This window comes from Ruegeria sp. AG7 (assembly GCF_056541545.1).
In genome coordinates this window covers 56,974-82,491 of the sequence record NZ_JBQFYP010000011.1, presented here as the reverse complement: position 1 = coordinate 82,491, position 25,518 = coordinate 56,974, and the positions used below count along the sequence as shown (strand labels likewise).

The window sequence follows — 25,518 nt, the reverse complement described above, 5'->3', positions numbered from 1 at the left end:
TGCCCCTCCCGCTTTACATATCGGTTCGGGGCAAAGGTTTACGCGCGGCCGTAGGCCTCTGCAATGGCCACTTGCATGGCTTCTTCTGGCCCTCTGTTTCCCCAGGTCACCAATTGGATCGCGGGGTAGTACCGCTCGGCGCTCATGACGGCGGCATTGATCATCGTGTCGATCTGGTCAGCGCTGGCCGTTTGCCCGCCTGCAAGGACCAGACCATAGCGATAGACCATCAGCTTCTGGTTTGCCCAATAGGTAAACGCGCCTGCCCAGCACTGGTCGTTCATCTTGTTGAGCAGCTCATAGAGCTGCATTTCACGCTCGGCCGGTGGTTCCATTTCGAAGCTGCACACCATGCGCAGCGTTTCGTCATAGTTGGACCAGGCCAATGTGATCGAGTAGGTCCGCCACTGCCCTTCAACGGCCATGGCAATCTGATCGTCCCCAATGCGATCAAAATCCCAGTCGTGGTGTTCGGCCAGATGCTCAACAATGTCGATCGGATGAATGTCTTCTTCGAGATACTGCTCGGAAAGGGCCATAATGCCACCTCACTAATCTCTAGCATTTCGGGGCTGGCAGCGCCCCAGCGCTAGTTGCCTGCTCTACAAACCGGGCTTCCCCCATAGGCCTGTACTAAATATGGTGCGATGTGGCGTAAGTTCTGGCAACCCTAATTATTGGGGATAACAGCAATAAGTTGTGGACAGAAGGCAACGGCGATCAAAATATTGGCGCCAGAGTCAGCTTTATCTTGAATAAATTTTGCGACGCGTCAGAATACACAGCACCGCACAATCCGGGCTGGATTGCGCGGCGGCTTGCTTTGTCCGAAAATTGTGAAAACAGGGAACGCCGGGGCGTTATTTGTCCAGTTTTGCCTCGAGCGCGGCGATGCGGGCTTCGAGTGCCGCGTTTTCTTCGCGTGCCTTCTGGGCCATGGCGCGCACGGCGTCAAATTCTTCACGGGTAACGAAATCGCGGTCGGCCAGCCAGCGGTCGATCATCGACTTCATCGCGTTTTCAGCCTCTTCCCGCGCGCCCTGCGCCACGCCCATGGCGTTGGTCATCAGTTGGGACACGTCATCCAGGATCTTGTTGCGGGTCTGCATATCTGTTCTCCGATCTCGCGGTTTACATGTATATGGGCAAAGAATGGCGCGGGCTCAAGGTTGACTTGACCTGCAAACCCCGGGCAATGAGACGCACATGCAGGCTGTTCTGAATTTCCCCGATCTGTCGCCCGAACTGTTCTCGATCCCGCTGTTCGGGATGGAGTTCGCGTTAAGGTGGTATGCGCTGGCCTATATCGCGGGCATCCTGATCGCGTGGCGGCTGGCCGTTGTGGCGTTGCGCCGCCCAACGCTCTGGCCTGCGGATGGCCCGCCGATGAAGCCCGAGCAGCTGGAGGATCTGGTCACCTGGATCATTCTGGGCGTGATTCTGGGCGGACGGCTGGGCTTTGTGCTGTTCTATCAGCCGGCTTATTACCTGTCGCACCCGCTGGAGATCGTGAAGGTCTGGCAAGGCGGCATGGCCTTTCATGGCGGATTGCTGGGCGTGATCCTTGCGTCGTACCTGTTTGCACGACGGCACCGGATCCCTGCCCTGTCGCTGGGGGATCTGGTCGCCTACACCGTTCCGCCCGGATTGCTGCTGGGGCGGCTGGCCAATTTCGTCAATGCCGAGCTGTGGGGCCGCCCGAGTGAGCTGCCCTGGGCCGTCATTTTTCCAGGATTTGCTGCGCAGGATTGCCCCGACGTGGTCGCAGGCATGTGCGCCCGGCACCCGTCGCAGCTGTATGAGGCCGCGCTGGAGGGTGTTTTGCTGGGGGCGGTATTGCTGTGGCTGGTCTATCGGCGCGGCGGTTTTCGCACACCGGGCCTTGTCATGGGGACGTTCCTGGCGGGCTACGGCGCGTCGCGCTTTATCGTCGAGTTCTTTCGCCAGCCGGATGCGCAGTTCGTATCGCCCGGCAATACACTGGGGCTGGCCTGGCATGTGGGCGGGTACGGGCTGACCATGGGGCAGTTCCTGTCGCTGCCGATGATCGCGCTTGGTCTGTGGTTTGCCCTGCGGGCGCGGCGGCGGGCGGCATGAGCCTGACCGATCACCTGATCGCCCGCATCCGGCAGGATGGACCGCTGAGCGTGGCGGATTTTATGGGCGAATGCCTGCTGCATCCGACGCTGGGCTATTACACGACCCGTGATCCGCTGGGGGCTGCGGGGGATTTCACCACAGCGCCGGAAATCAGCCAGATGTTCGGGGAGCTGGTCGGGCTGTCTCTGGCGCAGAGCTGGATGGATCAGGGACAGCCCGCACCGTTTACCCTGTGCGAGCTGGGGCCGGGGCGCGGTACTCTGATGGCCGATATTCTGCGCGCCACACAGTCAGTACCCGGATTTCACGAGGCGGCGCAGGTTGTTCTGGTTGAAGCATCGCCTTTATTGAAACAGGTGCAGGCGGCAACGCTGAAGGATTACGAGGCGGTCTGGATTGAAACGATCGTCGACCTGCCCGACCAGTCACTGTTGCTGGTTGCCAACGAGTTCTTTGATGCCCTGCCCATCCGCCAGTTCCAGCGTGACGGTACGGGTTGGCGCGAGCGTCTGGTGGGCGAACGCGACGGCGCGTTGATGTTCGGACTCGGCCCGAACGCGCCGCAGGTGGCGTTGAATGACAGGCTGTCGGACACCAAGGACGATGATCTGGTCGAACTATGTGCTGCTGCAATTCCCATTCTGACCGTGATCGCGGGGCGGATCGCCAGCCATGGCGGCGCAGCGCTAATTACCGACTATGGTGACTGGCATTCGCTGGGCGATACTTTGCAGGCTCTGCAAAACCACGAACATACCGATCCTCTGGCATCGCCCGGTCAGGCCGATTTGACCGCGCATGTGGATTTTGAGCCTTTGGCTATTGCGACCCGTGCCTGTGGTTGCAGGCATTCCCGCCTGACACCGCAGGGCGTCTTCCTTGAACGGCTGGGGATCACCGCCCGCGCGCAAGCCCTGTCCAAGGCGCTGAGCGGTTCCGAGCTGGATGCGCTGATTGCCGCGCATCGGCGGTTGACGCATCCTGATGAAATGGGAAATCTGTTCAAGGTGATGGGCCTTTTCCCGGCCTATGCAGCCCCACCACCAGGATTGGAACCATGACGCTGGAAATTCTGACCTCGGACCTGCTGTCGCCATTTCGCCATGGGTTCTTTACCCGTCGCGGCGGCGCGTCTTCTGGAATTTTCAGCGGCTTGAATTGTGGTCAGGGGTCCTCGGATCAAACCGAGATTGTCGCGCTGAACCGGCGACGGGTGGCCGACGCGATGGAGGTTGAACCCGAGGCAATGGTCGCGGTGCATCAGGTTCATTCGCCAACGGTTCTGACAGTCAAAGCCCCGGTTGAAGGTGAAAAGCCCAAAGCGGATGCCATTGTCACAGCAACACCCGGTCTGGCCCTGACGATCCTGACGGCCGATTGCCAGCCGGTTCTGTTCGCCGATCCCGACGCGCATGTGATCGGTGCCGCCCATGCCGGGTGGCGCGGCGCGCTGGACGGTGTTCTGGAGGCAACGCTGGACGCGATGGAGGCGCTGGGAGCCGACCGCAGCAATATCTGCGCCGTGATCGGACCCAGTATTTCCCAGCGCGCTTACGAGGTGGGGCCAGAGTTTCTGGACGCGTTCCTTGCGGATTCGCCGGACAACAGCCGCTTTTTTGCCAATGGTGAAAGTGACCGCCTGCAATTTGATCTGCCCGCCTTCGGGCTGCACCGGCTGCGGCAGGCGGGAATCGGACAGGCCGAGTGGACCCGGCACTGCACATATTCCGACCCCGACAGGTTCTATTCCTATCGCCGATCAACGCACGCGAACGAGGTCGATTACGGGCGGCTGATCTCCGTCATAAGATTGTGATCTTCGTCCAGATTTAGGTGTCCTGCCACTTTTCCGCCACATTTTTTGTGTTGATTGGGCATCAGAATCGTAACGAGTTTTTGCCAGTAATCAGATCGGTATCTGACGTTCGAAAATCGGGCGCTGGCGTGTTGAGTGGGAGGTCCGTCTGACTTCATTTTTCTGTCCGCAAATCATCCCGGATAAGCCTTATCCCTGCCGCAAACGCGCGTCACAAAAGGTTTACAGAGGATGTGGGGAAATACGCCCCGCTCAGAGCAGGACCAAAAAATGAAAACCAAATCACGCTTTCTGAAAGCCATGGTCGAGGCCACTCGGGACCAGAACCTGGAAATGCCGTGGAAGCGGGTAACAAGCAATTCTGTCAGGGTCGCCAGTCGCATCGCGGCACGACGCTGAGACAGAAAAACCCAGAGACCAAGCTGCCGGTCTTATCTGGGTCAACGCGTATCAGGTTTGCTCCGGCCTGATGTATCGCGCGTCACGAACGAGGGGTTCGTGACTTTTACGGAGTTGTGTGTGCGGGCAATTTCGCCCGTGAAGTACGAGTTTGTCTGGGGGGTCAATGTGTTGACCATTGGAAAGCGAGCTTTAGTCGCGTTGCGGGACCGTTCCGGTCGTCGCCCGGGGGTCACCCATTTGTTTCAAGACAAAGAACCAGTTCGCCGGGCGCGTCTGTACGGGGGTACGCCGCGCCTGACCGAACATTTTGAGGGGACGGAATATTAATGACTATTCCAAATTCACTGGCCCGCGCGGCCAGAAATGCAATCGAAACTTCGGCCATGCTGCGAGAAATACCGCGGCCAGTTTCAAAGCCAAAGGCCCAGCTGCGCCGCTATGAAGTCAGCAGCCTGCTAAAGAATGGAGATGTGGTTCAGACCCGCCATATCGCGCCCGCCTTGCCGATGTTTGAAGACGCGTTTTGTGCCTTCACACGTGGATCTTTGGTGGAAACAGAACATGGACCGATGGCAATCGAGGATTTGATGCCTGGGGATACGGTCCTGACGCAGAATGGCGCATCGGAAACCGTGTTGTGGAAGGGATCTGTCACGTTGATCCCCGGACGCGCGGATTCACGTGGCCGGACGCGACCGTTGACGCGGATCATGGCGGATACGTTCGGGATGCAAAAGCCAATGTCGGGTGTCATTGCCGGCCCGGCGGCGCGAATCGTGGGAACACCTGCGCAATTGCGGCACCTGCATGGGGGACAGCCGATTCTTACACCCGTGTCCGAATTTCAGGACGGGATGGGTGTCATTGAAACAATGCCGCCTACCCCCGTTGAACTGTTTCACATTTGTTTAAAACGCCATTCCGTTATTCGCGTAGATGGATTACAGTTCGAAACATATCATCCAGGTGTGAATGCGGTTCGCATGATCAGCCACTCGCTTCGGTCGATCTATCTGAACCTGTTCGCGCATATCGAGTCGCTGAACGATTTCGGACCGCTGCTGATGCCGCGCGCCGGAGATGGTGAGATCGACGCGATGACGGCCTGAGCATGATTGTGATTACTGCATTATGGGGGGCATCATGCAGCTGGTAATAAGTTGGGTTCTATCCCTTGCGGTGGCAGCACTGTTGCCACCAATCACCGCGCAACCAAAACGTGTTGGCGTTACGCCGTCCGGTTCATACGTTCTTCCAGAACGTCGAACGGTACGCCTGGCTCGTCTTTTGCGCCGCGAATAACGAGCGATGTCTTGACGCTGGCCACGTTTGGCGTGGTCAGCAACTCGCCCGTCAGAAACTGCTGAAAGCTGCTCAGGTCAGGTGCGACGCATTTCAGGATGAAGTCCACTTCGCCGTTCAGCATGTGGCATTCGCGGACCAATGGCCATTCGCGGCAGCGGCCTTCGAACGCGCGCAGTTCGACTTCGGCCTGGCTGTCCAGACCGACCATGGCAAATACCTGAACCTCGAACCCCAACTCGCGTGAGTTGACCTCGGCGTGATAGCCGGTGATGAAGCCGGATTCTTCGAGTGTGCGCACCCGGCGCAGACAGGGCGGGGCCGAGATTCCGACCCGTTTTGCCAGCTCGACATTGGTCATACGACCGTCCGCCTGCAGTTCCGCCAGAATCTTGCGATCAATATCATCCAGCCGAGTCGTGACCATCAAATGCTCCTGATTTTTTCGGTTCTTATATCAGCACCCCACACGCGCGCAATAATGTTTCGCAGATGCGCAATTTTCTTTGTTTCCTTTTCGCCTTCTTCCCGAAAACCCAAGGCACCCCGGCCCGAAGGGGGCTTGACAGTAAGGGGCTTTAAGCCGGGCCAGTCGGTCGCTATATCGGGGCGACGGGCCGCGGGCCCAATTCAGGCAATTCGAGCGGGGGCACCATGGCCGACACAAGACACACCAAGGTTCTGATCATCGGGTCAGGGCCCGCAGGATACACCGCAGGCGTATATGCAAGCCGCGCCATGCTGGAACCCATTCTGGTACAGGGCATCGAACCCGGTGGTCAGCTGACAACGACGACCGAGGTCGAAAACTGGCCCGGCGACACCGAGGTGCAGGGCCCGGACCTGATGGTGCGGATGCAGGACCATGCGAAGGCCATGGGATGTGAGGTGATTGGCGATATCATCAGCGATCTGGACCTCAGCAAGCGCCCCTTCACCGCCAAGGGCGACAGCGGCACCGCCTATACCGCTGATGCGGTCATTCTGGCCACAGGCGCGCGTGCGAAATGGCTGGGTCTGCCCTCGGAAGAGAAGTTCAAGGGCTTTGGCGTCTCGGCCTGCGCCACCTGTGACGGGTTCTTCTATCGCGGGCAGGAAATCGTGGTGATCGGTGGCGGTAACACAGCCGTGGAAGAAGCCCTGTTCCTGACCAATTTCGCCAGCAAGGTGACCCTGATCCACCGCCGCGATGAGTTGCGGGCGGAAAAGATCCTTCAGGATCGCCTGTTGAAGAATGAAAAGATCGAACCGCTGTGGTTCCACCAGCTGGAAGAAGTGATCGGCACCGATGCGCCATTGGGCGTCGAAGGTGTTCGGGTCAAACATGTTAAAACCGGCGAGATCACCGAGATCCCGTGCAAAGGTGTCTTTGTCGCCATCGGCCACGCCCCTGCGAACGAGTTGGTCAAGGACACGCTGGAAACCCATATGGGTGGTTATGTCGTCACCAAACCGGGCAGCACCGAAACCTCGATCCCCGGCGTGTTCGCGGCAGGCGATCTGACCGACCATGTCTATCGTCAGGCGGTAACAAGCGCCGGGATGGGCTGTATGGCGGCACTGGATGCCGAACGGTTCCTAGCCGAACAGGATTGATGCATGCTTGAATTCTCTGGCCCAGTCTGGAGAATTCTGTTTGCGTCGCAGGCAGCGACCCCATTGCTGCCTGCCCGCGCGCCTGAGGGGCGCTTTCATCATTCCGGACAGTTCGCGCTTTATGCCTCGCTTAGCGCCGAGGGCGCTTCGGTCGCCATCCGGCGCTACGTCTCGGGGGATGATCCCGACCGCGTGATACAAAGGTTTCTGGTGGAAAACGCGCGGTTGGTGGACTACCGCGGGCAGACGGCTGTCTCGGTGATCTGGCAGGATAATCGTGCTATGGGGGTCCCTTCGCCGACATGGGCTTTTTCGGATAAAGCGCGGGCACTGGGGGCGGACGGCTTGATCTACAGCTCGCGCACGCGCCCCGACCTCAGCCATCTGGTGCTGTTTTGTGCGGACAAGATATCAATTCACTCCCAACACCCTGCCACCCACTGGCAGGCTTAGATTTGCACCCGAAGCCTTGACCTGACCGCGAACGTCCCCGCAAAGTCCAACCACGGCGAACAGCGATACAGGTGGTATTCTTGAAGAGCGCATTGTGGCGTGGCGGTTGGGCAACCCGGCTTCGGATCGGCAGCGGGTTGGTTCTGTTTGCTTTCGCTTTCTTCCATTTTATCAACATCGGGATGGGCCTGTTTCACACCGATTATCTGCACGGGATGCAGGACGGTCGAACAGCGGTGACGCGGCATATCCTTTTGAGCGTGCTGCTTTATGCGGCGCTGTTCACGCATGCCGGTCTGGCGCTGACCTCGATCGCGCAGCGCCGGACCCTGCGCATGCCGTTCAGCATGGCGTTGCAGGTGGTTCTGGGTCTGCTGATACCATTGCAGCTGATCTCGCATGTCATCCAGACTCGGGTCGCGCACGAGATCTATGACGTCAATGACGAGATGGGGTATATCATCATCCTGATGTGGCCCAGCACCGTGATATGGATGCAAAGCGCGTTGTTGCTGATCGTCTGGGTGCATGGCTGTATCGGACTGCATATGTGGCTACGGCTGACGAAATGGTGGTCCAGCGCCGTACCCTATCTGATCGGTGTTGCCGTCTTCATCCCCATGTTCGCTTTGGCCGGTCTGCTGACCGAGGGTCGCCGCATTTGGATGGATTTCGCAGATGAGTTTATGCGGGAACAATATATCGAGCATTACAACTGGCCCTCGCCCGAGGCGTTCCAGACCATGTTCACCGTCAAGGACAATGCCCTTCTGGCGTTCTGGCTGGCCTTGGCGGCCACGGGTCTTGTGTATATCGGGCGCAAGCTGTGGCGGCGCAGGCATTCGGTGCGGGTGAGTTACAGCAGCGGGCCCGAGGTAGATGCCGAAAAGGGTATGACCCTGCTTGAGATTTCGCAGGCACATGGTGTGCCCCACGCGGCCTTGTGCGGCGGGAAGGGGCGCTGCACCACGTGCCGCGTCATCGTCGAAGAGGGCGCCAGTGCCCTGCCCCCGCCCGGCAATGTCGAGGCCCGCAGTCTGGCCGCTGTCGGCGCCTCACCGCAGACACGGCTGGCCTGCCAGATCCGCCCTACGGAACCGACCACCGTTTTCCGCGTTTTTCAACCGGATGGCGGGCGCATCCGCGGGCATGCCAGTCAGGGGCAGGAACGGAAACTGGCCGTGCTGTTTCTGGACATGCGCGGATTTACCGCCCGCACGACGGGTCAGCTGCCCTATGATATCGTGTTCCTGCTGAACCGGTTCTTCGACGCCGTCGTACCTGCCATCACCAAGGACGGCGGTGTCGTGGACAAGTATATGGGCGACGGGTTGCTGGCGGTTTTCGAGAAACCCGATGCGGCCGCATCCGCCAGCGCGGGGTTGAAGGCTGCGATAGATATCAGCCATGCCCTCGACCGGTTCAACGAACGGCTTGAGGCCGAGGGCAGCCCTGGCATTCGGATCGGAATGGGCTTGCACCTTGGGGATCTGGTGCTAGGTGAGATTGGCGCGCAGGGACATGCCGCAAGAACGATCATCGGCGACGCTGTCAATGTGGCCAGCCGACTGGAAAGCGAGACCAAGGCGTTGGGGGTCGAACTGCTGGTCTCGCAAGAAGTGTTGACGGCTGCGGGCATGGACCTGCCGCCGGAGGGTATCCGGATGTTCCAGCTGCGCGGCGTTGCCGATCCGATTCCCGCCCTGCCAGTCACTCGCGCGTCCGGGCTTGCGCCACACACGCAAAAACAGGAACAGTCATACTTTGCATGATCGGATTATCTACGCCCAGGGGAACCAGATCATCATTTTGATTTCAGAGTTGGAAATTCCTTCCAATCCGCGAGAAATCAGCGCATATCGTCCTTTGTTTCATTGACGCCAGTGGACTTCGCGCGACAGTCGGTGCAAATGCCCCGAAAACGCCCTTGAATCACTGGCAACACAACACTGCGATAAGAGTATTCAGATGACGATGTTAAGCAATCTGGCCCCCATTCCCGAACTTTATGTGTCGTACGACTCGGCCCAGAAACTGAAGGTTGAAGCCGCCGACCTGACCAGTTGGGATCTGAGCCCGCGCCAGATCTGTGATCTGGAACTGCTGATGAATGGCGGTTTCAATCCGCTCAAAGGTTTCCTGAGCGAAGCCGATTACGACAATGTCGTTGAAAACATGCGTCTGGCTGATGGCACCCTGTGGCCGATGCCCATCACGCTGGACGTCAGCGAAGATTTTGCGGACAAGATCGAACTGGGTCAGGATATCGCGCTGCGTGATCAGGAAGGCGTGATCCTGGGCACCATGACGGTGACCGACCGCTGGACCCCGAACAAGGCGCGCGAAGCTGAGAAGGTTTTTGGCGCCGATGACGATGCCCACCCGGCTGTGAACTATCTGCACAATGTGGCGGGCAAGGTCTATCTGGGTGGCCCTATTGTTGGCATCCAGCAGCCCGTTCACTATGACTTCCGCGGTCGCCGCGATACACCAAACGAGCTGCGCGCCTATTTCCGCAAACTGGGCTGGCGGCGGATCGTGGCCTTCCAAACCCGCAACCCGCTGCACCGTGCGCATCAGGAGCTGACTTTCCGCGCTGCCAAGGAAGCGCAGGCCAACCTGCTGATCCACCCGGTCGTCGGCATGACCAAGCCCGGCGACGTGGACCACTTTACCCGCGTGCGCTGCTATGAGGCGGTGCTGGACAAGTATCCCGCATCCACCACCTCGATGAGCCTGCTGAATCTGGCGATGCGCATGGCAGGCCCGCGCGAGGCGGTCTGGCACGGGCTGATCCGTGCCAACCATGGCTGCACCCATTTCATCGTGGGCCGCGATCACGCGGGCCCGGGCAAGAACTCGGCCGGTGAAGATTTCTATGGCCCCTATGACGCGCAGGATCTGTTCCGCCAGTTCCAGGATGAGATCGGCGTTGAGATGGTCGATTTCAAACACATGGTCTATGTGCAGGAACGCGCGCAATACGAGCCGAATGACGAGATTCTGGATAAGGACAATGTCACGATCCTGAACATCTCGGGCACCGAACTGCGCCGCCGTCTGGCCGAGGGCCTGGAAATCCCTGAATGGTTCAGCTTTCCCGAAGTTGTGGCCGAGCTGCGCAAGACCAAGCCGCCACGCAGCCAGCAGGGCTTTACCGTGTTCTTCACCGGCTTCTCGGGCTCGGGCAAATCCACCATCGCCAACGCGCTTATGGTCAAGCTGATGGAGATGGGGGGCCGTCCGGTCACGTTGCTGGATGGCGATATCGTGCGGAAAAACCTGTCATCCGAACTGGGTTTCTCGAAAGAGCATCGCGACCTGAACATCCGCCGGATCGGCTATGTGGCATCCGAGATCACCAAGAATGGTGGCATCGCCATCTGCGCCCCGATCGCACCTTATGCCACCACACGCCGCGCGGTGCGCGAAGAGATCGAACAGTTCGGTGCCTTCTGCGAAGTGCATGTTGCGACCACCATCGAAGAGTGTGAGCGGCGCGACCGCAAGGGTCTGTACAAGCTGGCCCGCGAGGGCAAGATCAAGGAATTCACCGGCATCTCGGACCCGTATGACGTGCCTCAGAACCCCGAACTGCGTGTCGAGACCGAGAATGTCGAGGTCGACAACTGCGCCCATCAGGTATTGCTGAAGCTGGAAAGCATGGGCCTGATCGCAGCCGGCTGAATCTGATGAATGAAACGAAGCGGCCTCCGGTTTACGGGGGCCGTTTTTGTTTTGACGAGGCTGAGGTGTTTGGCAACGTCGACGGGTGTGAGCCGGTTCGTCTATTGCGCGGTCTCTGGCAGGTCAACCTGCCCGCGCATCAGGATATGCCCCTGACCGGCAACCTTGATTCCTGTCATCGCGTCGGCGGGTCCAACGCGCGTGACAACGGCCTGACCGGGGCGGCCCATATCGTGCCCCTGTTCCGCAACGAAACTGTCTTTGGTCATTAGCCCGTATCTCCACAGATAGGCCGCCATGGCCCCGGTGGCGGACCCGGTAAACGGATCTTCGGGCGGGCTGGGCGGGGCCATAAGCAGGCGCGAGAACGTATCGCCCGCGTCGGTGGCCCCTTGGAGCGTCACGAGGAAAGGCTCGGCCATATCCGAGCCGGAATACCCTGCCGTCGCAGCCACTTTCCGCAGCGCGCCCTCGGACAGGCGGGCCGCGCGCAACGCGTCATGATCGCGCAGAACGGTGATACAGAAGGGCAAGCCGGTTGAAACCATCCGGGGTGGCGAGATGATGGCTTCTTGCGGCTGGCTGATCGCCTTTGCCACCAGATCGGCAGGCACATGCGCACCAAATTGCGGTGCGACCTGCGTCATTTCGATCTGGTCGCCCTGCAATCCGATCGAAACCAGACCCGCGCCGGTTTCCAGCGTCAGATTATCGCCGGAGATCATACCGCGCGACCGCATCGCCGCTACGGTGGCAATCGTCGGGTGACCGGCGAAGGGAATTTCGCGGCTGGCCAGAAAATACCGGACGCGGATGTCGGCCACGTCGGACGGGCCGGTGAATGTGCATTCGACCAGAGAGGTTTCGCGCACATATGCCATGCAGACCTCGGCCGAGAGACCCGCGCCGCCATGGACCACGGCACAACCGTTGCCGCCAAATGCACGATTGGTGAAGGCGTCTACCCAGTCGAATTCAAACCAGCTCATGCAGTCGGCTCCGTTACAGGTTAAAAGCGGCAGTTTCGCCGATGCGCATGTGTTGAGGGGAACGTTACAGCCCCACCGGGACAAAGGGGCCGTTCAGTGAACGGCCACAGGTGACAGGTCGTGCTGACGGGCCAGAACGAAAGCCAGCTTGCGGTCGGCCACAAGCGCCAGTTGCTGCCCATCGGAATCGTGCACGGCATAAAGGTGATCCAGATCACCTGCCTGATCGCGCAGATCACGCGGCAGATCGGCAACGTCGACTGTTTTCACATAGACGATACGATCGCCTTCGGTGTTGATTTCAATCGGTGTATTCATTGCTCTTACCCCTTCCGTATGTTGATTGTCTGAACCACGGTTTCCGGCACGGCGCGGGTCAGATCCACATGCAGAAGACCGTTTTCCATGATCGCCTCGCCCACCTCGACCCCGTCGGCCAGCACGAACATGCGCTGAAACTGACGCGCCGCGATGCCACGGTGCAGGAAGATGCGCCCCTCGCTGTCGTCGCGCTGACGGCCCCGGATCACCAGTTGGCGATCCTCGATGGTGATCGACAGATCCTCTTCGGCGAACCCGGCCACGGCAAGGGTGATGCGATAGGAAAAGTCCGAGGTCTGTTCGATATTATAGGGCGGGTATCCTTCATTACCGGCCTTTGCAGACCGTTCCAGAAGGCGTTCCAGCTGCTCGAACCCCAAAAGATGCGGGTATGAGCCAAGAGTAAGTTTCGACACGTATTTTCGTCCTTTATTGTCAAAGCGACGTGGTGCGCGGTCCCGTTCCGGCAACCGCTTGTTATAGAATATGGGAAGAAACCAGGATGTCCACAAGGTCTGGCGCGATAACGTCTGACACACTATCTTGTTGGGCAAGCACCACAACAAGCCCGAGTCGCCAATGAACGCGCCCACCGACCTTTCGATGAAAACCGATGAAGTTCTGCGGGTTGAATTGGAGGTTTTCCGCCGCCAGCACCGCGACCTTGATGAAGCGATCGAGGCGCTGCATGAAAAAGGAACGGCTGATCAGTTGACCCTTCGGCGTCTGAAAAAGGAAAAACTGCGCCTGAAAGACTTCATCCGCCTGATCGAAGACCGCCTGACCCCCGATATCATTGCCTGAACACCCTGTACCGCATTGCCACAAAAGCGGATTTGGCTATAGTGCGCGCTCTTTCTGAGCGCGGGGACGTAAGCGGATGAGCGATGTGACAGTGGGGATCATCATGGGCAGCCAGTCGGACTGGCCCACGATGAAGGAAGCCGCAGATATTCTGGATGAACTGGGCATCGCTTATGAGGCGCGTATCGTTTCGGCCCATCGCACCCCGGACCGGTTGTGGGACTATGGCAAGACCGCCGTGTCGCGCGGGTTGCAGGTGATCATCGCGGGCGCAGGCGGGGCGGCACATCTGCCGGGCATGATGGCCTCGAAAACACGGGTACCGGTGATTGGCGTGCCTGTGCAGACGCGGGCCCTGTCGGGGGTGGATTCGCTGTATTCCATTGTGCAGATGCCCAAGGGATTTCCCGTGGCGACCATGGCAATTGGGTCCGCTGGCGGGGCCAATGCGGGCCTGATGGCGGCGGGCATTCTGGCCTTGCAGGATGAGGCCCTGGCCGCGCGGCTGGATGCCTGGCGCGAGGCCTTGTCAGCCTCGATCCCCGAGGAACCGCAGGGATGAGCAGAATCGGGTTTATCGGCACCGGGCATATCGCCGCGCCGATTGCGCGGCTGATGGCCGCCAAAGGGCATGAGATCAGCGTGACCGAACGCAACGCCGAGGTCTCGGCCGCCCTGAAGGCCGAACTGGGTGTGGCTATCGCGCCGCCGCAGGCGGTGATTGACACCTCGGACATCGTGTTTCTGTGCCTGCGCCCGCATATCGCGGCCGAGGTTCTGACTCCCCTGACCTTTAGCGCCGATCAGCAGGTCGTGTCGGTGATCGCGGCCGTTTCCGCCAAGGATTTGGCCAAGCTTTGCGCACCGGCGTCGGATTTCGTGCAGACCATCCCGCTGGGGTTCTTGCAGTCCGGTGGCTGCCCGATGGCGGCATTTGGAAATGACCGCTTGCTGGCCGAGCTGTTCGAGCCGGAAAACCCCGTGGTCAAGGTTGCGGATGAGGCGGCGCTGAACGCGCATTTTGCAATTTGTGCCATGGTTCCCGGCATTCTGGATTTGATGGCCACCGGGGCCAAATGGCTGGGTGACATGACCGGCGATGCGGACGAGGCCGAGTTCTATGCCACGCAGTTGTTGGCGGGTTTTCTCGCCGCGATGGAGAAAGGCACAGCCGGGCGGTTGGCACAGGAGCGCGACGCTTTGGCGACCGAAGGTACTTTGAGCCTGCAGATGACGGGCACCCTGATCGAACAGGGCGCGCATGAGGCGCTGAGAGCGGCGCTTGGCGCAATTGGAAAACGTTTGGAGAATTAACGATGGCGGACATGCTCGCCCAAGGTGCGGTGATCGGGATTCTGGGTGGCGGCCAGCTGGGCCGGATGCTGTCGGTGGCGGCCTCTCGGCTGGGGTTTGTCAGCCACATCTACGAGCCGGGCGCAAACCCGCCTGCGGGACAGGTTGCGGATCGGGTAACGACAGCGGCCTATGACGATGTCGACGCTTTGACAGCTTTTGCCGATGCGGTGGACGTCATCACCTATGAGTTTGAGAACATCCCGACCGAGGCGCTGGATATTCTGGAAGCCCATCGCCCCATTCGCCCCGGGCGTGAGGCATTGAGGGTCAGTCAGGACCGCCTGACCGAGAAGACGTTCCTGCAGGGGCTTGGCCTGAAAACGGCCCCGTTTGCGGATATCACCAATCTGGATAGCCTGAATGCGGCTATCGAAGTAATCGGCACGCCTGCGATACTGAAGACCCGCCGCTTTGGCTATGACGGCAAAGGGCAGGCCAGATTGCGCAGCCCCGGGGATGCCGAGGCCGCGCTGGCCGACATGGCTGGCGCGCCTGCCGTTTTGGAGGGGTTCGTTGATTTTTCGCACGAAGTTTCGATCATTGCTGCGCGCGGGCTGGACGGTCAGGTGGCCTGTTTCGACCCAGGTGAGAATGTGCACCGGGATGGCATCCTGCACACCACCACCATCCCTGCCCGCCTGTCCCCCGCCCAGCGCACCGATGCCATCCTGCTTGCGGCCAATATTCTGAACGCGTTGGAATATGTCGGTGTCATGGGGGTCGAACTGTTCGTTACACCTGGCGGGCTGATCGTGAACGAGATCGCGCCGCGCGTGCATAACTCGGGCCACTGGACGCAGAATGGCTGCGCCGTAGACCAGTTCGAACAGCACATCCGCGCGGTCGCGGGCTGGCCGTTGGGCGACGGGCAGCGCCACTCGGATGTGGTCATGGAGAACCTGATTGGCGACGATATGGACCGCGTGCCCGAGCTGGCGCGCGAACGGGACGTCGCACTGCATCTTTACGGCAAGGCCGAGATCAAGGCCGGTCGCAAGATGGGACATTTCAACCGGATCAAGCGGTAGAATATCGCGCTACGGCGCGATGCCTTCGGCGAGAGTATTTGGAAAAAGGTGACGCCGGTCTGGTTTCACCCCACAAAGCGCGACGCGATATCCCCTGACATATAGCTGACGCGCCCGCCCGCCAGTGTCGCGGCGACCCGGTGAGTGGTTGCATTAAGGATTACCAGATCGGCGCGTTTGCCCGCGGCAAGCGTGCCCCGGTCCTGCAAGTCCAGCACCCGCGCGGGGCCGGATGAGATCAGCGCCCAGGCCCCTGCGAAATCCAGCAGCCCGGTTTTGGCCAGCATCAGCGCCGCGCGGCGTGGACTGGGATAATGGTAATCCGAGGCCAGCGCATCACAGAGCCCCATGGCGATCAGCTCTACCGCGCTGGCGTTGCCCTTATGCGAGCCGCCGCGGACCACATTAGGCGAGCCGAGAATGACGTGATCCCCGGCAGCGCGCGCGGCCTCGGCGGCCTCAAGCGTTTCGGGAAACTCGGCAATGCGCACCCCTTGGCCGCGCCACCAAGCGCGCGCCTCGGCAGTTGCGTCATCGTGGCTGCCCAGACGCACGCCGATGTCCGCAAGGTCCGAACAGAGCGCTTCAAGCGCCGCCGGAACCTCAGCCTTGTGGGCGTGCATGTCGAGCAGCATCGCAAAATGTGCCTCCGGATTTCGCCCGGCCTTCAAGGCCTGCCCCGTCAGGCGCGGTGGTTTCTTGCCCTGTGCCAAACGATCATGCGGCAGGTGATCATTGAAGACCACGTATGGCACCTGCCAATCGGCGATGCGACGGGCCAGCCCGTCGTAATCCGCGAGCATATTGGTCTCGAACCGCAGTTGCGGGATCAGATCGGTGACCGTGCTGCCCTTGACCGCTGCGATGGCCGCAAACACCTGCGCGGCAAAGTCCGGGCCGCGCACACCGCCTTCCCAGCTGTAAAACTGCGCCAGAACGGCTGTGGTGATGCCGTTGGCGGCCAGTTCAGCCTCGACCGACAGAATGCCCTCGTTCATCTGTTTCATCGCGCCGCGACGTGGGGCTATATGGCGTTCGAACCCATCGCCGTGCAAATCGACAATACCTGGCAGAACTAGATAACCGGTCAGGTCAATCCGCCGCCCGGGCGCGTCATTCTGAACCACCCCATCTGCAATGGCGAAGTCTGTGCGTAACAGCCCTTCACCCGGTAGCAGGACCTCTGCTCCGGTCAATGTCAGTTCCAATGCGGTCATTCTGATGGCTCCGCCCCCGGTTCCGAGCAGTTTTGCCCGATACAGATCTCGTCTATTACGTCCATCACACCGTCCAGCCAAGTGATCTGCGGATCAAACCGGCCGAATTCAATGAAGTGCAGCACCTGCGCCATGACCTGCGGGTTGTTCATCATGAAGGTATGGGTCACCGGCAAGACAAGATGATCGGCCATGCCTTCGACCTTGGTGGACTCGACCGACACCTTGCCATCGTCAGGACCGTCGATCAGAGACGAAAACACGAGGTTCAATGACTGGTCACCTGCGATGACACCCAGTTCGAAATCCACGGGCGGCAGGCGGCTGGGAATACCATCCGGGCCCGTACCCAGTTGAAGACCGGCCGGACCGTTCAGGTATCCGAACACCTCCCACGCGCTGAGTTCATCGACCAGCTGGCTACCCTGATTGGGCGGCCCCAGCATGACGACACGGCCCATGTTTTCAGGGCTGTGGTCCTGCAACCAGTATCGCAACAGGATGCCGCCCATGGAATGCGCAACGACATTGACGGTATCAGTGCCGCAGGCTGCAAACGCTTGCGGGATGGTTTGTTCGGCCAGTTCGGGGATTCCGATTTCGGTCGATGGGTAACCCGGGCGCACGACGGAATAGCCATTCGCTTTGAACAGTTGTTCCATCACGCTGAACGACGCCTCGGTCCGGGCAAGACCGTGCAGCAGGACAACGCATTTCGCATTGGCCACGGCGGGAATAAGGCAACAAAGCAGGGCGATCAGAATTCTCATACCCGCCAGATAAAGCCTGTGCGCCCACGTTAAAAGACCTTCCCACGTTGACGTCGCAGGACAGCCAGCGCGATACCGCCCAAAACCAGTGCCGCACCAACAAGCAGCCGCACACCCGCGCTTTCCCCCAACAACACCACGCCGCCCACAATCGCGATCACCGGCACGCTGAGCTGAACGACTGCCGCCGTCGAAGGTGCCAGTTGGGGCAGAACGCGATACCACAAGGCGTATCCCAGACCCGAGGTCACGCCACCTGACAAGGCCGCAAGGAGATAGCCCAATCCGGTCATGTGCCACTCTGCCCCTGTGGCCATCAGGGCCAACGCGGTCACCGGCAGCGCGACGATGAAATTTGCAGCCGTGCCCTGCAACGCATCAGGCTCGGACCGCCCGGCCAGTGAATAGGCCGCCCAGCCGATCCCGGCGGCAATCATCAAAACGGTTCCGGTTGGATCGACCTGCACTGTTCCTGTGGGCCACAGGACACAGGCCAGACCACCCAGCGCAATCGCTGCTCCGGCCAGCTGTCGGCGGGTAGGTTTGGTCCCGGTAAGGGCGGTGGCGGCGAACATGGTGATCTGCACAACGGCAAACAGGATAAGCGCGCCCAGCCCCGCATCCAACGTCAGATAGGCAATGGAAAACCCGATCATATACAGGGAAAGCGACCCGGCCCCGATGAACCGCCTGCAGGTGCGCAGCGGCAAATGTCCTCTGCGCAGCACAACCAGTGCGGCCAGAACCAGCGCCCCCGCCAGAACCCGGATAATGGCAAACCCCGCGGGATCACTGGATCCGCTGTCGATAGCCAGCCGGTTCAGAATGGAGTTCGTCGCAAAGGCGCACATGGTCAGGGCGGTCAGAAGGAACAGTCGCATTGCAACCACATACCGACTTGGCGGCAGGTTGGACACTCACAATTCGGGCACACGCGACCCAGCCTTCATCTTTTCCAAAATACTCCCGCCGGAGGCGTGGCCGCATTGCGGCCATTAGAAACGAAACGGGGCCGCCAAAAGGCGACCCCGTCCGTTAGTACTTTGGCTTCCCCTCTCGACGGCTTGACCTTACAGCCAAACGCCTGTCAGGGGTCGTCAGAATTCGCCGAGGCGAATTCGACGTGCTTACATCATGCCGCCCATGCCGCCCATGTCGGGCATGCCGCCAACAGGTGCATCTTTTTGCGGTTTGTCTGCAACCATCGCTTCGGTAGTGACCAGCAGGCCGGCAACAGATGCCGCGTCTTCCAGAGCGGTACGAACAACTTTGGCCGGGTCGATCACGCCGAACGAGAACATGTCGCCATATTCTTCGGTCTGAGCGTTGAAACCAAAGGCCGGATCCGAAGACTCGCGCACTTTGCCTGCAACAACCGCGCCGTCAACGCCTGCGTTTTCGGCGATCTGGCGCAGCGGCGCTTCGATGGCCTTGCGCACGATGTTGATGCCTGCGTCCTGATCAGCGTTTGCGCCTTTCAGCGATTCCAGTGCTTTACCGGCCTGAACCAGCGCAACACCACCGCCTACAACGACGCCTTCCTGAACGGCTGCGCGCGTTGCGTTCAGAGCATCGTCCACACGGTCCTTACGCTCTTTCACTTCAACTTCGGTCATGCCGCCGACGCGGATAACGGCAACACCGCCTGCCAGTTTGGCAACGCGTTCCTGCAGCTTCTCACGGTCGTAATCCGACGAGGTTTCTTCGATCTGGGTGCGGATCTGGGCAACACGTGCTTCGATCTCGGCTTTCTCGCCAGCACCGTCGACGATGGTGGTTTCGTCTTTGCTGATCTCGATCTTCTTGGCGGTGCCCAGCATGTCCATGGTGACATTCTCAAGCTTCATGCCCAGATCTTCGCTGATCACCTGACCACCGGTCAGGATTGCGATGTCCTGCAGCATGGCTTTGCGGCGATCGCCGAAGCCCGGTGCCTTGACAGCAGCAATTTTCAGGCCGCCGCGCAGTTTGTTGACAACCAGAGTTGCCAGCGCTTCGCCTTCAACGTCTTCTGCAATGATCAGCAGCGGCTTTTGCGACTGGATCACCTGCTCGAGCAGCGGAACCATCGGCTGCAGCGAGGACAGTTTCTTTTCGTGCAGCAGGATCAGGCAGTCGTCAAGCTCGGCCACCATCTTGTCTGCGTTGGTGACGAAGTAAGGCGACAGGTAGCCACGATCGAACTGCATCCCTTCGACAACATCGGTCTCGGTTTCCAGACCTTTGTTTTCTTCGACGGTGATGACGCCTTCGTTGCCGACCTTCTGCATCGCGTCTGCGATCTGCTGGCCAATTTCAGCTTCGCCGTTGGCCGAGATGGTGCCAACCTGAGCAACTTCTGCCGAGTCTTTGACTTCACGCGAAGCAGCACGGATGCCTTCGACAACTTTGGCTGTTGCCAGGTCGATACCGCGCTTCAGGTCCATCGGGTTCAGGCCCGCTGCAACCTGCTTCAGGCCTTCTTTTACGATGGCCTGCGCCAGAACGGTCGCGGTGGTGGTGCCGTCACCGGCTTCGTCATTGGTGCGGCTGGCGACTTCTTTCACCATCTGCGCGCCCATGTTTTCGAACTTGTCTTCCAGTTCGATTTCCTTGGCAACCGAAACACCGTCTTTGGTGATGCGCGGTGCGCCGAAGGATTTGTCCAGTACCACGTTGCGGCCTTTGGGGCCCAGGGTCACTTTGACAGCATCAGCCAGGATGTTCACACCCCGGAGCATCTTGTTGCGGGCATCGGTGTCGAACTTGACGTCCTTTGCAGCCATGTCGTTTCTCCTTGAGAAAATGTGTTGAGTGGAAGATCAGAGAAAGCGCGGGCTTACTCGATGATCCCCATGATGTCGCTTTCTTTCATCATCAGCAGCTCTTCGCCGTCGACCTGAACCTCGGTGCCCGACCATTTGCCGAACAGGATCTTGTCGCCAGCCTTGACCGCCATTGCGATCAGCTCGCCGCTGTCCTTGCGCGCGCCTTCGCCGGTTGCGACGACTTGGCCTTCGCTGGGCTTTTCTTTTGCGCTGTCAGGAATGATCAGTCCGCCTGCGGTTTTTTCATCGCTTTCGGTACGGCGAACCAGCACACGGTCATGAAGCGGTTTCAATGCCATCTTTGCAGCTCCTTGGGCTCAAAGTTTTGTTTATCCTCCCCTCGCCTTTCGACGAGGCGTTAGCACTCGGTGTGTATGAGTGATAACGACGCATAGCTAGGGAGTCTAAAACGCCGAGTCAACAAGGTGTTTGGGATTTTTTTAACAACGCCTCAGTCAGCCTGTTCCCAGCTGTAGGCCCAGTGTTTCAAGCCGTCTGTTCCCTCAGAAGTAAGAGCGTAGACACCTTTTTCAACCTTCTCGAACCACCCATAGTGATTTTCCCGCATCAACCGGGTGGCGACCGGAACACCCGCCGATCTGGCAACCTCGGCCCCTTTGGCCGGGCCGTGTTCGGCCAGAAAGGCCGCGCATTTCAGCGCATCCTGACGGTAGGCCGTCACGATCCCGTGACGTGTCGCGCCCCCGGAATTGGGGTCGCCCTCCAGCCGAGCGAATTCACGCAGCAGCCGCGCCGCCCTGGCCTTGTCCTTGCGCGGCACATATGGGCCCGGGTCGCATTGCACCTCGACCGTGCCATCGGCGCGTACGGTGATCAGACCCAGGCCAAGCCTGCGGCACAGAGCCAGATTGTCCCTGAGCGCCCGCCGGGCCGTGCGCCCGGTGGGTTTGCTGACCCCGATATAGACCTGATCCGTGAGTTTCAGGCGGGTAATCGCCTGATGGAAAAGGGACAGCGTGAACCTGAGCTTGAGTTCGACAATCACAGGCGGCTCGTCTTCGCGCATGGCGACGATATCGGCTGCGCCCACTTCTCCTTTGACGGTGTATCCCTGACGCTCCAAAAGCGCCTTGATCGGGGGATAGAGGTCCTGCTCGCGGTTCATGGGCCTATGCTACGCAGATTGTTGAGGAATACCAGACGGGTTGCTTGAACATGGGCCGCAGGCATGGCTATGTCTGGGACACCTTGATGACACAACACCGGATGGGTTCATGCGCCTGCTGACGTTTCTCGCTTTTCTACTGGCCCCGATCACGGCTGCGGCTGCGTGCGATGGGCAGGACCTGCGCCCACTGCTGTCAGATGACGCGCTGGCCGAGTTGCAACGCGCCGTGGCGGACATCCCCTTTCCGGAAGGCAACCACTGGATTGCGCGCAAGGATGATACGGTTCTGCACATCGTTGGCACCCTGCACACTTATGACGAACGTATGGAAAAGGTGGTTGAACGCCTGTCTCCGGACCTGAGCCAGGCTGACGCATTCTATTTCGAAGTCACCCAGACTGAAATGGATGCTTTCGAAAAAAACCTGGCCAATAATCTCAGCGCCGTAATGATCACTTCCGGGCCGACCCTGATCGACCTGATGGGAGATGAAGATTGGGCCGCATTCTCGACCGCGTTGCACCAGCGCGGCATTCCCGGCTGGATGGCGGCCAAAATGCGACCGTGGTTCTTGAGCATGATGCTGAGCATCCCGCCCTGCATGATGGAAGATCCGAACGGGACCTACGGCATGGACGCCCGCCTGAACGATCTGGCCGCAGAAAACGGCATTCCGCAATACTCGCTGGAACGTATCGACGACCTGATCGCCATGTTCGACAGCCACCCTCTAGAACAGCAGGTCGAGTCGCTGGTGCGGCTGTCCGGGGCGATGATGGGAAGCAACGATCAACTGGCCACCATGGCCAATGGATATCTGGAAGAAAAGCACGCCGAGATCATACAACTCGCCCGCCTGCAGGGGTTCGAGGAATCCGGGCTGAGCCGGGACGTCTTCGATGAGGAATGGAACGGGTTCGAGCAGCAAATGCTTGTCCAGCGGAATGCCCTGTGGATGGAGCATATTCTGGCCATCACGGATCAGACGGCAGTGATCGCGGTCGGCGCAGGTCATCTGAGTGACGATCACGGTTTGCTGAACCAGCTGGAGCAGGCCGGATACACGCTGACACGCGCCGCTTTCTAAGCTGGTTCAGCGGTTTTCAGACCAAGCGTCGCAGACGGGCTGCTGTGGCGTGACAAGGACGTTTGTCCGCCCTATAACGCGCGCAAATTTCCATTCCGCAGGACGCTGACATGACAACGCTCGTATTTGGTCACAAATCCCCCGACACCGATTCCACAGGCTCGCCGATCCTGTGGTCGTGGTACCTCAACGAAATCAAAGGTGTGCAGGCCGAGCCCGTGCTGTTGGGCGAGCCCAACACCGAAGCGGCGTTCATGCTGGACAACTGGGATCTGCCCAAACCACGCATCCTGGACGATCTGGCAGCGGACACTCCGGTGGTTATCGTCGACACCAACAACCCTGCCGAACTGCCCGCCAACGTCAATGACGCTGACATCCGCGCCATCATCGACCACCACAAGCTGGTCGGTGGTCTGGAAACCAAAGGCCCGATCGACATCACCGTGCGCCCGCTGGCCTGCACGGCCACCATCATGGTTGACCTGATGGGCGACGATGCAGCCAAGATGCCCGACGCCATCAAGGGCGCGGCACTGACCTGCATCCTTTCGGACACGCTGGAATTCCGCTCGCCCACCACCACGCCCCATGACCGCGAGGTCGCAGAGCGGCTGGCAGCCGAGTTGGAGCTGGATATCTCGGCTTACGCGGCAGATATGTTTGCGGCGAAATCGGATGTCTCGTCCTTCTCGGATGCCGAACTGATCCGCATGGACAGCAAGGAATACGAAGTCGATGGCACCAAATTCCGCGTCTCGGTTCTGGAAACCACTGCGCCGGGTGTCATTCTGGACCGCAAGGCAAGCCTGGCGGGTTCGATGGTGGATGTCGCCAAAGAAGACGGTGTCGATCAGGTGCTGCTGTTCGTCGTCGATATCCTGAACGAGGAAGCCACCCTGCTGGTGCCCAATGATCTGGTCAAAACCGTTGCCGAGAAAAGCTTTGGTGCATCCGTCGATGGCGACGCCGTGGTTCTGCCGGGCATCATGAGCCGTAAAAAGCAGATCATTCCGAACCTGAAGGTCTGAAAAAACACGCGGGGTCCGTCATTCTGAGTAAAACGGGCCTCGCATTATTGGTCTTCAGTCTGCGCCTTCGGCATTGCGCTTAAACAGACCTTTACCCAACCGACGAAATACAGGGCGGCCACCGATCGATTGGTGGCCAATCCCTTGCCAATCGGTCATAAGGCTCGTGCAGTTTCAGCTTGAGGCCACATATGACCCAGATCGTTCACGCGCTGTCCGAAATCTCTGTCCGCTACAAAGCGTTGTTTGTCGATCTGTGGGGGTGCGTTCACAATGGGATCACGGCCTATCCCGAAGCTGTCGCAGCCCTTCAAGCCTATCGCGCGGACGGGGGGCTTGTTGTGCTGGTCACGAACTCGCCCAAACCCCGTGCGGGCGTGGCCGAGCAACTGGTGCAGTTCAATGTTCCCGCAGATGCCTATGACACCATTGCCACCAGCGGCGATTCCGCACGGTCGGCGATGTTCCGTGGTGCTGTCGGGCACAAGGTTTACTTCATGGGGGAATGGCAGCGCGATGCGGGCTTTTTCGAGCCCCTGAAACTGCTGCACCACCCGATCCATATTGAACGTGTCCCGCTGAGAGAGGCCGAAGGGATCGTCTGCTGTGGCCCTTTTGATCCGATGGCCGACCCGGACGTGAACCGCCCCGATTTCCTCTATGCCAAGCAGATGGGCATGAAGCTGCTATGCGCAAACCCCGATATTGTTGTCGATCGCGGCGAGGTGCGCGAATGGTGTGCAGGCGCTTTGGCAAAGCTCTATACCGAGATGGGCGGCGAGAGCCTGTATTTCGGCAAGCCGCACCCACCGATCTACGATCTGGCGCGCCGCAGGTTGCAGGAACTGGGCCATGATATCCCGGACAGCGACATTCTGGTGATCGGCGACGGCCCCCATACGGACATTCTGGGGGGCATGGGTGAAGGCATTGATTCCCTGTTCATTTCGGGCGGGCTGGCGGCTGCTGAGACAAAAACGTCGCACCATCCGGATCACGAATCCCTAACGGCTTATATCGAAAGGGAAAAGATCAACCCGACCTACACAATCGGGCGATTGAGATAGCAAGAAAAGACTTGATTTTCTGCAGTTGCGAAGTAATAAAGTTGCCAACCTAGGCCGGATAGTGGTTTTTTCTTTCTCGGTCGATTTCGAGTGAGGGCAACATGTTGGACAATCTTCCACGCGGAACGATCTGTATCGAAGACATCGAAATGGGAATGTCCCGCCACCTGCGCAAAGTGGTGACGGACGAAGATATCGAGATGTTTGCGCAGATCTCGACAGACCGGAACCCGGTGCATCTGGATGATGATTATGCCCGCGATACAATCTTCGAAGGGCGTATCGCGCACGGGATGCTGACAGCTGGGCTGATTTCGGCCGTGATTGGCGAACAACTGCCGGGCCATGGCACGGTCTATATGGGGCAGTCACTGAAGTTCCTGGCCCCCGTGCGCCCCGGTGACATGGTTTACGCCGAGGTCAAAGTTATCGACATCGACTTTTCCAAGCGTCGCGTCAAACTGGATTGCCATTGCTCGGTCGAGGGCAAGAAGGTTCTGATCGGTGAAGCCATGGTACTGGCCCCGTCGCGCAAGTTCGACTGATCGGCGAACAC

At 59.6% G+C, this 25,518-nt stretch carries 29 protein-coding genes; 17 read left to right on the top strand and 12 right to left on the bottom strand.

The features are described from left to right. Window positions 1-38: 38 nt before the first annotated feature. Window positions 39-539 (bottom strand): type III secretion system chaperone family protein, encoded by a 501-nt coding sequence (locus tag ACR0BF_RS14795; RefSeq protein ID WP_209598027.1) that lies wholly within the window; start codon window positions 537-539, stop codon window positions 39-41. Between the two features lie 321 nt (window positions 540-860). Continuing rightward, on the bottom strand, window positions 861-1,109 hold the full coding sequence (locus ACR0BF_RS14790; protein WP_050604795.1) for an accessory factor UbiK family protein: 249 nt from the start codon (window positions 1,107-1,109) through the stop codon (window positions 861-863). Window positions 1,110-1,206: 97 nt separating this feature from the next. On the opposite strand from ACR0BF_RS14790, the gene lgt reads away from it, so the two are divergent. The 5 genes from lgt (at window position 1,207) to ACR0BF_RS14765 (ending at window position 5,427) form a co-directional block, all read left to right on the top strand. After that, a complete protein-coding gene (gene lgt, locus ACR0BF_RS14785; protein WP_480605232.1) occupies window positions 1,207-2,097 on the top strand; it encodes a prolipoprotein diacylglyceryl transferase in 891 nt (296 codons plus the stop codon). Continuing rightward, complete coding sequence (locus ACR0BF_RS14780) at window positions 2,094-3,161, top strand: class I SAM-dependent methyltransferase (protein ID WP_480625200.1); 1,068 nt, start codon at window positions 2,094-2,096, stop codon at window positions 3,159-3,161. The genes lgt and ACR0BF_RS14780 overlap by 4 nt, the downstream gene beginning before the upstream one ends. Next, on the top strand, window positions 3,158-3,916 hold the full coding sequence (gene pgeF, locus ACR0BF_RS14775) for a peptidoglycan editing factor PgeF (protein WP_480553930.1): 759 nt from the start codon (window positions 3,158-3,160) through the stop codon (window positions 3,914-3,916). Before ACR0BF_RS14780 ends, pgeF begins: the two co-directional genes overlap by 4 nt. Window positions 3,917-4,186: 270 nt before the next feature. Beyond that, on the top strand, window positions 4,187-4,315 hold the full coding sequence (locus ACR0BF_RS14770; protein ID WP_267362961.1) for a hypothetical protein: 129 nt from the start codon (window positions 4,187-4,189) through the stop codon (window positions 4,313-4,315). 329 nt (window positions 4,316-4,644) lie between these two features. Then, window positions 4,645-5,427 carry a Hint domain-containing protein gene (locus tag ACR0BF_RS14765; RefSeq protein ID WP_480605228.1) on the top strand — a complete coding sequence of 261 codons (783 nt, stop codon included), beginning with the start codon at window positions 4,645-4,647 and terminating at the stop codon, window positions 5,425-5,427. 119 nt (window positions 5,428-5,546) lie between these two features. Here ACR0BF_RS14765 and ACR0BF_RS14760 read toward each other — a convergent pair whose 3' ends face one another. Continuing rightward, a complete protein-coding gene (locus ACR0BF_RS14760; RefSeq protein ID WP_209504770.1) occupies window positions 5,547-6,047 on the bottom strand; it encodes an Lrp/AsnC family transcriptional regulator in 501 nt (166 codons plus the stop codon). A gap of 227 nt (window positions 6,048-6,274) precedes the next feature. On the opposite strand from ACR0BF_RS14760, the gene trxB reads away from it, so the two are divergent. The 4 genes from trxB (at window position 6,275) to ACR0BF_RS14740 (ending at window position 11,356) form a co-directional block, all read left to right on the top strand. Then, window positions 6,275-7,216, top strand: a complete 942-nt coding sequence (gene trxB / locus ACR0BF_RS14755) for a thioredoxin-disulfide reductase (RefSeq protein ID WP_480553929.1) — start codon at window positions 6,275-6,277, stop codon at window positions 7,214-7,216. Window positions 7,217-7,219: 3 nt separating this feature from the next. Then, entirely contained in the window at window positions 7,220-7,669 is a 450-nt protein-coding gene (locus tag ACR0BF_RS14750) for an RES family NAD+ phosphorylase (RefSeq protein WP_480493622.1), read from the top strand. A gap of 80 nt (window positions 7,670-7,749) precedes the next feature. After that, window positions 7,750-9,441 (top strand): adenylate/guanylate cyclase domain-containing protein, encoded by a 1,692-nt coding sequence (locus tag ACR0BF_RS14745; RefSeq protein WP_480625199.1) that lies wholly within the window; start codon window positions 7,750-7,752, stop codon window positions 9,439-9,441. A gap of 196 nt (window positions 9,442-9,637) precedes the next feature. Continuing rightward, window positions 9,638-11,356: a bifunctional sulfate adenylyltransferase/adenylylsulfate kinase gene (locus ACR0BF_RS14740; RefSeq protein ID WP_480519148.1), complete on the top strand. Its 1,719-nt coding sequence runs from the start codon at window positions 9,638-9,640 to the stop codon at window positions 11,354-11,356. A gap of 101 nt (window positions 11,357-11,457) precedes the next feature. Here ACR0BF_RS14740 and ACR0BF_RS14735 read toward each other — a convergent pair whose 3' ends face one another. From ACR0BF_RS14735 to ACR0BF_RS14725, 3 genes are all read right to left on the bottom strand, one after another. Further along, entirely contained in the window at window positions 11,458-12,345 is an 888-nt protein-coding gene (locus ACR0BF_RS14735; RefSeq protein WP_480625198.1) for a PhzF family phenazine biosynthesis protein, read from the bottom strand. 93 nt (window positions 12,346-12,438) lie between these two features. Next, window positions 12,439-12,663, bottom strand: coding sequence for a DUF1150 family protein (locus tag ACR0BF_RS14730; protein WP_209504776.1), 225 nt, complete (start codon window positions 12,661-12,663; stop codon window positions 12,439-12,441). 5 nt (window positions 12,664-12,668) lie between these two features. Then, window positions 12,669-13,082: an Hsp20 family protein gene (locus ACR0BF_RS14725; RefSeq protein ID WP_058275530.1), complete on the bottom strand. Its 414-nt coding sequence runs from the start codon at window positions 13,080-13,082 to the stop codon at window positions 12,669-12,671. A 163-nt stretch (window positions 13,083-13,245) separates the two neighbouring features. On the opposite strand from ACR0BF_RS14725, the gene ACR0BF_RS14720 reads away from it, so the two are divergent. From ACR0BF_RS14720 to ACR0BF_RS14705, 4 genes are all read left to right on the top strand, one after another. Beyond that, window positions 13,246-13,470 carry a YdcH family protein gene (locus ACR0BF_RS14720; RefSeq protein ID WP_209504778.1) on the top strand — a complete coding sequence of 75 codons (225 nt, stop codon included), beginning with the start codon at window positions 13,246-13,248 and terminating at the stop codon, window positions 13,468-13,470. Window positions 13,471-13,546: 76 nt separating this feature from the next. Further along, window positions 13,547-14,032, top strand: coding sequence for a 5-(carboxyamino)imidazole ribonucleotide mutase (gene purE / locus ACR0BF_RS14715; RefSeq protein ID WP_209504779.1), 486 nt, complete (start codon window positions 13,547-13,549; stop codon window positions 14,030-14,032). Continuing rightward, window positions 14,029-14,784 (top strand): NAD(P)-binding domain-containing protein, encoded by a 756-nt coding sequence (locus ACR0BF_RS14710; protein ID WP_480625197.1) that lies wholly within the window; start codon window positions 14,029-14,031, stop codon window positions 14,782-14,784. Before purE ends, ACR0BF_RS14710 begins: the two co-directional genes overlap by 4 nt. A 2-nt stretch (window positions 14,785-14,786) precedes the next feature. Further along, a complete protein-coding gene (locus tag ACR0BF_RS14705) occupies window positions 14,787-15,854 on the top strand; it encodes a 5-(carboxyamino)imidazole ribonucleotide synthase (protein ID WP_480605218.1) in 1,068 nt (355 codons plus the stop codon). 65 nt (window positions 15,855-15,919) lie between these two features. Here the strand turns inward: ACR0BF_RS14705 and ACR0BF_RS14700 are convergent, their stop codons facing one another. From ACR0BF_RS14700 to ACR0BF_RS14675, 6 genes are all read right to left on the bottom strand, one after another. Continuing rightward, the gene (locus ACR0BF_RS14700) at window positions 15,920-17,071 is read right to left on the bottom strand and encodes an alpha-D-ribose 1-methylphosphonate 5-triphosphate diphosphatase (protein ID WP_480625196.1); all 1,152 of its coding nucleotides are present in this window, start codon (window positions 17,069-17,071) and stop codon (window positions 15,920-15,922) included. Beyond that, the gene (locus tag ACR0BF_RS14695) at window positions 17,068-17,841 is read right to left on the bottom strand and encodes an alpha/beta fold hydrolase (protein WP_480519156.1); all 774 of its coding nucleotides are present in this window, start codon (window positions 17,839-17,841) and stop codon (window positions 17,068-17,070) included. Before ACR0BF_RS14695 ends, ACR0BF_RS14700 begins: the two co-directional genes overlap by 4 nt. Before the next feature lie 29 nt (window positions 17,842-17,870). Beyond that, complete coding sequence (locus ACR0BF_RS14690; RefSeq protein WP_480625195.1) at window positions 17,871-18,722, bottom strand: DMT family transporter; 852 nt, start codon at window positions 18,720-18,722, stop codon at window positions 17,871-17,873. A gap of 246 nt (window positions 18,723-18,968) precedes the next feature. Next, window positions 18,969-20,606, bottom strand: a complete 1,638-nt coding sequence (groL, locus tag ACR0BF_RS14685; protein ID WP_480625194.1) for a chaperonin GroEL — start codon at window positions 20,604-20,606, stop codon at window positions 18,969-18,971. 53 nt (window positions 20,607-20,659) lie between these two features. Next, the gene (gene groES / locus ACR0BF_RS14680; protein WP_209504786.1) at window positions 20,660-20,947 is read right to left on the bottom strand and encodes a co-chaperone GroES; all 288 of its coding nucleotides are present in this window, start codon (window positions 20,945-20,947) and stop codon (window positions 20,660-20,662) included. A gap of 152 nt (window positions 20,948-21,099) precedes the next feature. Next, window positions 21,100-21,774: a DUF2161 domain-containing phosphodiesterase gene (locus ACR0BF_RS14675; RefSeq protein ID WP_480625193.1), complete on the bottom strand. Its 675-nt coding sequence runs from the start codon at window positions 21,772-21,774 to the stop codon at window positions 21,100-21,102. 109 nt (window positions 21,775-21,883) lie between these two features. Between ACR0BF_RS14675 and ACR0BF_RS14670 the strand changes: the two genes are divergently transcribed. The 4 genes from ACR0BF_RS14670 (at window position 21,884) to ACR0BF_RS14655 (ending at window position 25,507) form a co-directional block, all read left to right on the top strand. Further along, window positions 21,884-22,864: a TraB/GumN family protein gene (locus ACR0BF_RS14670; protein ID WP_480625192.1), complete on the top strand. Its 981-nt coding sequence runs from the start codon at window positions 21,884-21,886 to the stop codon at window positions 22,862-22,864. 110 nt (window positions 22,865-22,974) lie between these two features. Continuing rightward, complete coding sequence (locus tag ACR0BF_RS14665) at window positions 22,975-23,895, top strand: manganese-dependent inorganic pyrophosphatase (RefSeq protein ID WP_480475459.1); 921 nt, start codon at window positions 22,975-22,977, stop codon at window positions 23,893-23,895. 191 nt (window positions 23,896-24,086) lie between these two features. Next, window positions 24,087-24,962: a TIGR01459 family HAD-type hydrolase gene (locus ACR0BF_RS14660; RefSeq protein WP_480625191.1), complete on the top strand. Its 876-nt coding sequence runs from the start codon at window positions 24,087-24,089 to the stop codon at window positions 24,960-24,962. A gap of 101 nt (window positions 24,963-25,063) precedes the next feature. Beyond that, entirely contained in the window at window positions 25,064-25,507 is a 444-nt protein-coding gene (locus ACR0BF_RS14655) for a MaoC family dehydratase (RefSeq protein WP_267362989.1), read from the top strand. The last annotated feature ends 11 nt before the right edge of the window (window positions 25,508-25,518 follow it).

Coding starts and splice junctions, on each gene's coding strand:
- ACR0BF_RS14675 (WP_480625193.1), bottom strand. CDS start 21,774: ATGAACCGCGAGCAGGACCTCTATCCCCCGATCAAGGCGCTTTTGGAG.
- ACR0BF_RS14710 (WP_480625197.1), top strand. CDS start 14,029: ATGAGCAGAATCGGGTTTATCGGCACCGGGCATATCGCCGCGCCGATT.
- lgt (WP_480605232.1), top strand. CDS start 1,207: ATGCAGGCTGTTCTGAATTTCCCCGATCTGTCGCCCGAACTGTTCTCG.
- ACR0BF_RS14770 (WP_267362961.1), top strand. CDS start 4,187: ATGAAAACCAAATCACGCTTTCTGAAAGCCATGGTCGAGGCCACTCGG.
- ACR0BF_RS14695 (WP_480519156.1), bottom strand. CDS start 17,841: ATGAGAATTCTGATCGCCCTGCTTTGTTGCCTTATTCCCGCCGTGGCC.
- ACR0BF_RS14765 (WP_480605228.1), top strand. CDS start 4,645: ATGACTATTCCAAATTCACTGGCCCGCGCGGCCAGAAATGCAATCGAA.
- ACR0BF_RS14750 (WP_480493622.1), top strand. CDS start 7,220: ATGCTTGAATTCTCTGGCCCAGTCTGGAGAATTCTGTTTGCGTCGCAG.
- ACR0BF_RS14780 (WP_480625200.1), top strand. CDS start 2,094: ATGAGCCTGACCGATCACCTGATCGCCCGCATCCGGCAGGATGGACCG.
- ACR0BF_RS14705 (WP_480605218.1), top strand. CDS start 14,787: ATGGCGGACATGCTCGCCCAAGGTGCGGTGATCGGGATTCTGGGTGGC.
- ACR0BF_RS14665 (WP_480475459.1), top strand. CDS start 22,975: ATGACAACGCTCGTATTTGGTCACAAATCCCCCGACACCGATTCCACA.
- ACR0BF_RS14670 (WP_480625192.1), top strand. CDS start 21,884: ATGCGCCTGCTGACGTTTCTCGCTTTTCTACTGGCCCCGATCACGGCT.
- purE (WP_209504779.1), top strand. CDS start 13,547: ATGAGCGATGTGACAGTGGGGATCATCATGGGCAGCCAGTCGGACTGG.
- trxB (WP_480553929.1), top strand. CDS start 6,275: ATGGCCGACACAAGACACACCAAGGTTCTGATCATCGGGTCAGGGCCC.
- ACR0BF_RS14730 (WP_209504776.1), bottom strand. CDS start 12,663: ATGAATACACCGATTGAAATCAACACCGAAGGCGATCGTATCGTCTAT.
- pgeF (WP_480553930.1), top strand. CDS start 3,158: ATGACGCTGGAAATTCTGACCTCGGACCTGCTGTCGCCATTTCGCCAT.
- ACR0BF_RS14740 (WP_480519148.1), top strand. CDS start 9,638: ATGACGATGTTAAGCAATCTGGCCCCCATTCCCGAACTTTATGTGTCG.
- ACR0BF_RS14790 (WP_050604795.1), bottom strand. CDS start 1,109: ATGCAGACCCGCAACAAGATCCTGGATGACGTGTCCCAACTGATGACC.
- ACR0BF_RS14655 (WP_267362989.1), top strand. CDS start 25,064: ATGTTGGACAATCTTCCACGCGGAACGATCTGTATCGAAGACATCGAA.
- ACR0BF_RS14735 (WP_480625198.1), bottom strand. CDS start 12,345: ATGAGCTGGTTTGAATTCGACTGGGTAGACGCCTTCACCAATCGTGCA.
- groL (WP_480625194.1), bottom strand. CDS start 20,606: ATGGCTGCAAAGGACGTCAAGTTCGACACCGATGCCCGCAACAAGATG.
- ACR0BF_RS14700 (WP_480625196.1), bottom strand. CDS start 17,071: ATGACCGCATTGGAACTGACATTGACCGGAGCAGAGGTCCTGCTACCG.
- ACR0BF_RS14720 (WP_209504778.1), top strand. CDS start 13,246: ATGAACGCGCCCACCGACCTTTCGATGAAAACCGATGAAGTTCTGCGG.
- ACR0BF_RS14760 (WP_209504770.1), bottom strand. CDS start 6,047: ATGGTCACGACTCGGCTGGATGATATTGATCGCAAGATTCTGGCGGAA.
- ACR0BF_RS14690 (WP_480625195.1), bottom strand. CDS start 18,722: ATGCGACTGTTCCTTCTGACCGCCCTGACCATGTGCGCCTTTGCGACG.
- ACR0BF_RS14795 (WP_209598027.1), bottom strand. CDS start 539: ATGGCCCTTTCCGAGCAGTATCTCGAAGAAGACATTCATCCGATCGAC.
- ACR0BF_RS14660 (WP_480625191.1), top strand. CDS start 24,087: ATGACCCAGATCGTTCACGCGCTGTCCGAAATCTCTGTCCGCTACAAA.
- groES (WP_209504786.1), bottom strand. CDS start 20,947: ATGGCATTGAAACCGCTTCATGACCGTGTGCTGGTTCGCCGTACCGAA.